Origin of the sequence: Neisseria sp. GT4A_CT1 (genome assembly GCF_000227275.1) — a bacterium.
GTDB lineage: Bacteria > Pseudomonadota > Gammaproteobacteria > Burkholderiales > Neisseriaceae > Neisseria.
This window is the reverse complement of record NZ_JH164966.1, coordinates 55,548-62,276: the sequence shown is the minus strand read 5'-3', so window position 1 is coordinate 62,276 and position 6,729 is coordinate 55,548. Positions and strand designations below refer to the sequence as shown.

7 protein-coding genes are annotated in these 6,729 nt (G+C 50.2%); 1 reads left to right on the top strand and 6 read right to left on the bottom strand.

The features are described 5' to 3' along the window. Positions 1-64: 64 nt before the first annotated feature. From HMPREF1028_RS05025 to HMPREF1028_RS05000, 6 genes are all read right to left on the bottom strand, one after another. The gene (locus HMPREF1028_RS05025; RefSeq protein WP_009311718.1) at positions 65-883 is read right to left on the bottom strand and encodes a YwqG family protein; all 819 of its coding nucleotides are present in this window, start codon (positions 881-883) and stop codon (positions 65-67) included. 123 nt (positions 884-1,006) lie between these two features. Next, the gene (locus HMPREF1028_RS05020; RefSeq protein ID WP_009311717.1) at positions 1,007-1,837 is read right to left on the bottom strand and encodes a symmetrical bis(5'-nucleosyl)-tetraphosphatase; all 831 of its coding nucleotides are present in this window, start codon (positions 1,835-1,837) and stop codon (positions 1,007-1,009) included. 80 nt (positions 1,838-1,917) lie between these two features. Continuing rightward, positions 1,918-2,307: a RidA family protein gene (locus HMPREF1028_RS05015; protein WP_009311716.1), complete on the bottom strand. Its 390-nt coding sequence runs from the start codon at positions 2,305-2,307 to the stop codon at positions 1,918-1,920. 370 nt (positions 2,308-2,677) lie between these two features. Next, on the bottom strand, positions 2,678-3,256 hold the full coding sequence (locus tag HMPREF1028_RS05010; protein ID WP_003766937.1) for an opacity family porin: 579 nt from the start codon (positions 3,254-3,256) through the stop codon (positions 2,678-2,680). Between the two features lie 183 nt (positions 3,257-3,439). Continuing rightward, positions 3,440-4,615, bottom strand: coding sequence for a radical SAM family heme chaperone HemW (gene hemW, locus HMPREF1028_RS05005; protein ID WP_009311715.1), 1,176 nt, complete (start codon positions 4,613-4,615; stop codon positions 3,440-3,442). Positions 4,616-4,840: 225 nt separating this feature from the next. Further along, complete coding sequence (locus HMPREF1028_RS05000; protein ID WP_036529212.1) at positions 4,841-5,386, bottom strand: hypothetical protein; 546 nt, start codon at positions 5,384-5,386, stop codon at positions 4,841-4,843. A 66-nt stretch (positions 5,387-5,452) separates the two neighbouring features. On the opposite strand from HMPREF1028_RS05000, the gene HMPREF1028_RS04995 reads away from it, so the two are divergent. Beyond that, complete coding sequence (locus tag HMPREF1028_RS04995) at positions 5,453-6,460, top strand: IS5 family transposase (RefSeq protein WP_009311713.1); 1,008 nt, start codon at positions 5,453-5,455, stop codon at positions 6,458-6,460. Positions 6,461-6,729: the final 269 nt, after the last annotated feature.

Genomic DNA, 6,729 nt, shown 5'->3' with positions numbered 1-6,729 from the left:
ATTTATTAATCGAACTTATCCGGTTCGTACAATTCATCCCCACGCAGCTTGAGATAGCGGGTAACTAGCTACAATCCCAGCTATATGCTACTTTGGAAAAATCTAGTTTGGCTAAATCGTCGGGGTGAATGAGGAAACCGCCCACACCCAGGTCTCCCCATATGATGTCTATCCCGTCCTCCCATTCACTTTGCAGTTGGAACAGCAGGATATAGTCTTTCAATTCATCGTGCTCTTCGCGTGGGTCATTTTGGGTGAAATCAGGGTAACCGCCTATCTGGTGGCCGCCGCTGAAGCTTTCCATGATTTCATATTCCAAATCTTCATTGCTGTGAATCTGCCAGAAATTTTCGTTCTTACCGCCTTCATACCTTTCCAAAATTTGTGCGAAACGGTAGTCGCTGCAACTGACAAGCTGCGTTCCCTGTTCGAACGACATGGCAAAGGACTGTTCGGGATTATGCGGCAGGCCGAATTCTTCGCCGCAGTAATGCGGATAATCCGACTGCTGGAGGCTGTCGTCTTCCAATACGTCGGCATGATAAATTACGCGGAAGCCGTCATTGTTGAGCAGATTATCCAGGTCGCAGCCGTATAAATCGTCACTGTGGATGAAAAACTGCAACAGACCTTGTCGGGGAAAATTCTCCAGCGGTGGTGTTTGGGCGAAGTTGATTTGTGCCAACAGCGTGAGCGGATCACCATTTGCCGTGTGTGGATATTCGGCACCGAGCGGCAAATAGGGAGCGCCTCCGACTTTGCTGTCCCAGCGGCGCAGGCTGCTTTTGTCTGCAGGTGACAGCTTGATGCGGACAACGGGTTTTTCAGTAGACAAAAGCTGCTGCCGGTAGGGGGCGATGAGCGGATTTTCCCAGTTTATCATTTCATTTTCCTTTTAATTTTTCAGTGAATTAACGATATAAAGGTTGTCTGAAACCACATTATTGTCAAACCGAAATCAATTTTCAGACGACCTAAAAACTTATACTTTTCTGGTTTTCATGGCTTATTTCAAAGCCGTTTTCCAGTCCAAACCGCCGAGGGAGGGGACTTGGGTGATACTGTGGTCGGCAAGGTTGATGGCGGTCAGTTCGCCGCCCCAAAGCGCGCCGGTGTCGAGGGAGAGGATGTTGTCAGTGTTCATAAAACCCAGCGAAGACCAGTGTCCGAAGACGATGGTGTGGCTGAGGTTTTGCCTGTCGGGGGCTTTGAACCAAGGGCGCAGGTTCGGGGGCATTTTTTTGAGGGTGGATTTGTAGTCGTAGTCGAGTTCGTTTTTCAGTGTCAGCGCGCGCATTCGGGTGAAGACGTTGAGAATCATGCGCAGGCGGTCGTAGCCGGTCAGATCGTCGCGCCATTCGGCAGGTTTGTTGCCGTACATTTTGGAGAAAAACTTTTTGTATTTTTTGCCGCGCAGTTCGGCTTCGGTTTCGCTGGCGAGCAGTTCGGCGCGGGCGATGGTCCACTGGGGCAGGATGCCGGCGTGAACCATAACATGGCGCACGCCTTTGATCAGCAGGGGCTGGAAGCGCAGCCAATCGAGCATTTTTTTGCTGTCGGGGTGTTGGAGGATGGGGGTGATGGTGTCGCTGCGCTTGATCGTGCCTTCGCCGTAGCCGACGGCAAGCAGGTGCAGGTCGTGGTTTCCGAGAACCATGCGGACGCTGCTTTCGTGTTCCATGCAGAATTGGAGGACTTCGAGGGATTTGGGGCCGCGGTTGACGATGTCGCCGACGAGCCAGAGGGTGTCTGTACCGTGGTTGAAGTTGATTTTGTCGAGCAAAAGGGTGAGTTCGTCGAAGCAGCCTTGAATATCGCCGATTGCGTAGTGTGCCATTGTTGTTATTGTCCGATAGTGTGTGGTGTTTCAGACGACCTTTGGCTTGTGGGAGGTCGTCTGAAAACGGGTTGCGTGTCTTATGCGTTCAGTACCAGCACGGCTTCGGCTTCGACCTGCACGCCTTTGGGCAGGGAGGCGACACCGACGGCGGCGCGGGCGGGGAAGGGTTCTTGGATGAACTCTGCCATGACTTCGTTGAAGACGGCGAAGTTGGCGAGGTCGGTCAGGTAGGCGTTGAGTTTGACGATGTCGCCCAGCGTGCCGCCTGCGGCTTCGGCAACGGCTTGCAGGTTTTTAAAGACTTGGTGGGCTTCGGTACGGAAGTCTCCGTTGCCGACAACGGTCATGGTGGCGGGATCGAGGGGGATTTGACCGCTCATGTAAACGGTGTCGCCCGCGCGCACGGCTTGGCTGTATGCGCCGATGGCGGCGGGGGTTTTGTCGGTGTGGATGATGGTTTTGGACATGATTTTCTCCTGTTGTCGGGGTCGTCTGAAAGATGGAAGCTTTGATGAAAACGGTGTCGATTATCGTATAAAACCGAGTGATTGTGTAGGGTATGGATATTTTCAGACGACCTTTGGTTAAATAAATTTGAATGAGAATAGAATTATAGTGGATTAACTTTAAACCAGTACGGCGTTGTCTCGCCTTAGCTCAAAGAGAACGATTCTCTAAGGTGCTGAAGCAGGTTCCGTACTATCTGTACTGTCTGCGGCTTCGTCGCCTTGTCCTGATTTAGTTAATCCACTATATATCGTATATACTTCGATCGTTTGCGAAAACCGCCCGAAGCTTGGACGCTTCGGGCGGTTTCGTTATGGAGGGATGCGAGAATTAGAATTTCACGCGGACGCCGGTGGAAAATTCGTGAGCGTGTACTTTCAAGCCGTCGAATTTGCCCAAGTGGTTGTAGCGGTAGCCGGCGTCCAAAGCGACGTTTTCGGTAATGTCATAACCTACGCCTGCCAATACGCCTACGCCGGTTTTAGTTTTGCGGATCGATTCAGTCTCATGAAAATTCACACTGCGGTAATCGTCGTCATAAGAAAAGCGGTTGATGCCTACGCGTGCGCCGACATAAGGTTTGACTGGGGAATTTAAGTTGAAATCATAAATGGCGGAAACGCCGACGCTTTGGAGTTTGATTTTCGAGTCGAGTGTGTAATTCCGACCCTGTTCATGGTCTTTTAAAGTTTTATAGTGGGTGTAATCAGCAGCGACACGAAAATCACCGAAATCATATCCGGCAGACAGGCGCGGGCTGAAGCCTTTGCTACTGGTCTTGCCACCTTCATCGTTGGTTTTAAGGGTTGAGTGGCCAAGATCGCCTTGAATATAGAAACCACGGCTGTCATCTGCCAGCGCAACGGTTGAGATGGAGAGGGCAATCAGGGTAGTCAGAATTTTTTTCATGTTTGTTTCCTTGCAACGGAATAAGGGGTATTACCGCCGAATATTTATTCAAGACCGACGGTTATCTCAATTGTATTTTATTATGATAAAACAAACAAGATAAAAACTGTCTGTCATGGTTTTCGTTAGCAGCCTGCGGATGTTACGGTTTGGCGTAACAAGGTCGTCTGAAAAAATCCAATCTTACAAAAAGCATTGCAACAAATCGTTTAAAAACAACCGTCCCCGTTCGGTCGGGCGGAACACGGTCGGATCGGTTGCCAACAAACCTTTTTGTCTTGCCGTTTCGATTTGCGCCATGATTTTGGCGGCGGGTACGCCCGTGCGTTCCTGCAACATTGCGGCGGGTACGCCGTCAGTCAGGCGCAGGGCGTTCATCATGAATTCGAACGGCAAATCTTCGGCGGCGACGGTTTTGCGTTCAACAGCTTCACTCGGCTGACTTTGCATTAAGGCGAGGTAGTCGTTGGGATGGCGGCGGCGGACGGTGCGCTCGATGCGGTCGGGGTAGGAGATTTTGCCGTGCGCGCCCGCTCCTATGCCCAAATAATCGCCGAACTGCCAGTAGTTCAAATTGTGGCGGCACTGCATGGCGGGTTTCGCAAAAGCCGATGTTTCGTAGTGGACAAAACCCGTGCCTTCCAGCGCGCCGTGTACCGCGTCTTCGATGTCGAGGGCGGCTTCGTCTTGCGGTAAACCTTTCGGCGGCGTATGGCCGAACGGCGTGTTCGGCTCCATCGTCAGATGATACGCGCTGATGTGGGTCGCGCCCGTGGCGATGGCGGTTTGCACGTCGTCCAATGCCGTCTGAACAGTTTGGTTCGGCAGGGCATACATCAAGTCGATATTGACTTTATCAAATAATTTCAAGGCAGTGGCTATGGCGGTTAAGGCTTCTTTGCCGTTGTGGACGCGCCCCAGCCGTGCAAGCATATCGTCGTTGAAACTCTGCACGCCAATAGAAAGCCGCGTGATACCCGCATCTTTAAATCCTTGAAATTTCTCAATTTCAAACGTACCCGGATTGGCTTCCAACGTAATTTCCGCTTCCGGCTGCAAGCGCAACAGCGAACGCACGCCGCTCAACAAACGGTCAATCGATTCCGCCTGAAACAGGCTGGGCGTACCGCCGCCAAAAAATATCGTTTCTACCGGTCTGCCCCATATATTGGGCAATTCAAGCTGCAAATCGGTCAGCAGCGCGTCGATATAGGCGGCTTCGGGCAATCCGTTTTTCAGGCTGTGGGAATTGAAGTCGCAATACGGACATTTTTTGATGCACCACGGGATGTGGATATAGAGCGACAGGGGCGGCAGGGCGGTGAGTTGTCCGGGGCGTTGGAAAGTGATTTGGGTCATGGTGTGTTTTTTGGGATTGAGGTCGTCTGAAATTTTTTCAGACGACAGTTGCGGTATTATATAGTGGATTAATTTTAAATCAGGACAAGGCGACGAAGCTGCAGACAGTACAGGTAGTACGGAACCGATTCACTTGGTGCTTCAGCACCTTAGAGAATCGTTCTCTTTGAGCTAAGGCGAGGCAACGCCATACTGGTTTAAAGTTAATCCACTATGAGTTTCGTGTCAGATGGTTTTATTGGCCCGCTGCAAGGATACACCATATTGTTTCGATATTTTTTCAAAATCGGCTGTGTCTTGTTGCGGGATGATGATAAAGGTGTAGTAGTCGCCTCCCGTGTCTGCACTATAAAGTACCGCCCCGGCGGCTTCAAATAAGGGATATACAGCCCTTGCCAGCTCATCGGGCAGATCTTCTTCAAGCTGCTGTTCGGTCCAATTCAGGACGACATTAAAACGTTGCGCCATTTCTGCGATGCAGTCAATAAAACTTTCTCCGTCTTTCCAATCAACGGAAAACAGATGTGTGTAGTCTTCGAGGTTATTGTGTAGGATGAAGCCTTCGGTTAAGAGGTTTTTAAATACGGCGGTTTCGTTATTTTCTTCCTGCGTGTTATTTTCCCCATCTTCATCTTCCTCTATTAAGTCTTGATGGATATTTTCGATAATGATGCCAACGGTTTCCGGCCGGTCGCGGTAAATGACATCCAGCCAATGCCGGAAAAGTGTTTCATGATTTTTTAATGGGCGGAACATTGTGTAAATAAACAAACAGAGATCTTTGCAAAATTCCCCAAAATCCCCTAAATTCCCATCAAGACATTTAGGGGATTTCCCATGAGCACCTTCTTTCAGCAAACCGCACAAGCCATGATCGCCAAACACATCGACCGCTTCCCATTATTGAAGTTGGATCAGGTGATTGATTGGCAACCGATCGAACAATACCTGAATCGTCAAAGAACCCGTTACCTTAGAGACCACCGCGGCCGTCCCGCCTATCCCCTGTTGTCCATGTTCAAAGCCGTCCTGCTCGGACAATGGCACAGCCTCTCCGATCCCGAACTCGAACACAGCCTCATCACCCGCATCGACTTCAACCTGTTTTGCCGTTTTGACGAACTGAGCATCCCCGATTACAGCACCTTATGCCGCTACCGCAACTGGCTGGCGCAAGATGACACCCTGTCCGAATTGCTGGAACTGATTAACCGACAACTGGCCGAAAAAAACCTAAAATTAGAGAAGGCATCCGCCGCCGTCATTGATGTCACCATTATTCAGACTGCCGGCAGCAAACAGCGTCAGGCCATAGAAGTTGATGAAGAAGGACAAGTCAGCGGCCAAACCACACCGAGTAAGGACAAAGATGCCCGTTGGACAAAGAAAAACGGCCTCTACAAACTCGGTTACAAACAACATACCCGTACCGATGAGGAAGGCTATATCGAGAAACTGCACATCACCCCCGCCAATGTCCATGAGTGCAACCATCTGTCCCCTTTGTTGGAGGGTATTGCCGAAGGCACGACCGTCTATGCCGACAAAGGCTACGACAGTAAGGAAAACCGGCAACATCTGAAAGAGCATCAGTTGTTAGACGGCATTATGCGCAAAGCCCACCGCAACCGTCCGCTGACGGAGGCGCAAACCAAACGCAACCGATATTTGTCGAAGACCCGTTATGTGGTCGAACAAAGCTTCGGTACGCTGCACCGTAAATTCCGCTACGCGCGGGCAGCCTATTTTGGTCTGCTCAAAGTGAGTGCGCAAAGCCATCTGAAGGCGATATGTTTGAACCTGTTGAAAGCAGCTAACAGGCTAAGTGTGCCTGTTTGCGCCTAAAAGGCGGTCCGGATGCCTTATTATCAGGTATCCGGGGAGGATTAAGGGGGTATTTGGGTAAAATTAGGAGTGATTGGGGGAGAAAACAGCCGAAAACCNGTTTTTGGGTTTCGGTTGTTGGAGGAAAAGAAATTTTGCAAAGGTCTCAAACAGATAAAAAATAAAGGGAACATCAGCCACATCAATAAACGCCACAAAACGGCAATGACGGGCAGAAAAGGCTTTGAGAAAAACAACAAAGTTTTAGAAATAAACAGTAACAGGATTAA

Bases quoted from the DNA above. Each gene is read 5' to 3' on its own strand.
- HMPREF1028_RS05020 (WP_009311717.1), bottom strand. From the start codon at position 1,837: ATGGCACACTACGCAATCGGCGATATTCAAGGCTGCTTCGACGAACTC.
- hemW (WP_009311715.1), bottom strand. From the start codon at position 4,615: ATGACCCAAATCACTTTCCAACGCCCCGGACAACTCACCGCCCTGCCG.
- HMPREF1028_RS04995 (WP_009311713.1), top strand. From the start codon at position 5,453: ATGAGCACCTTCTTTCAGCAAACCGCACAAGCCATGATCGCCAAACAC.
- HMPREF1028_RS05015 (WP_009311716.1), bottom strand. From the start codon at position 2,307: ATGTCCAAAACCATCATCCACACCGACAAAACCCCCGCCGCCATCGGC.
- HMPREF1028_RS05025 (WP_009311718.1), bottom strand. From the start codon at position 883: ATGATAAACTGGGAAAATCCGCTCATCGCCCCCTACCGGCAGCAGCTT.
- HMPREF1028_RS05010 (WP_003766937.1), bottom strand. From the start codon at position 3,256: ATGAAAAAAATTCTGACTACCCTGATTGCCCTCTCCATCTCAACCGTT.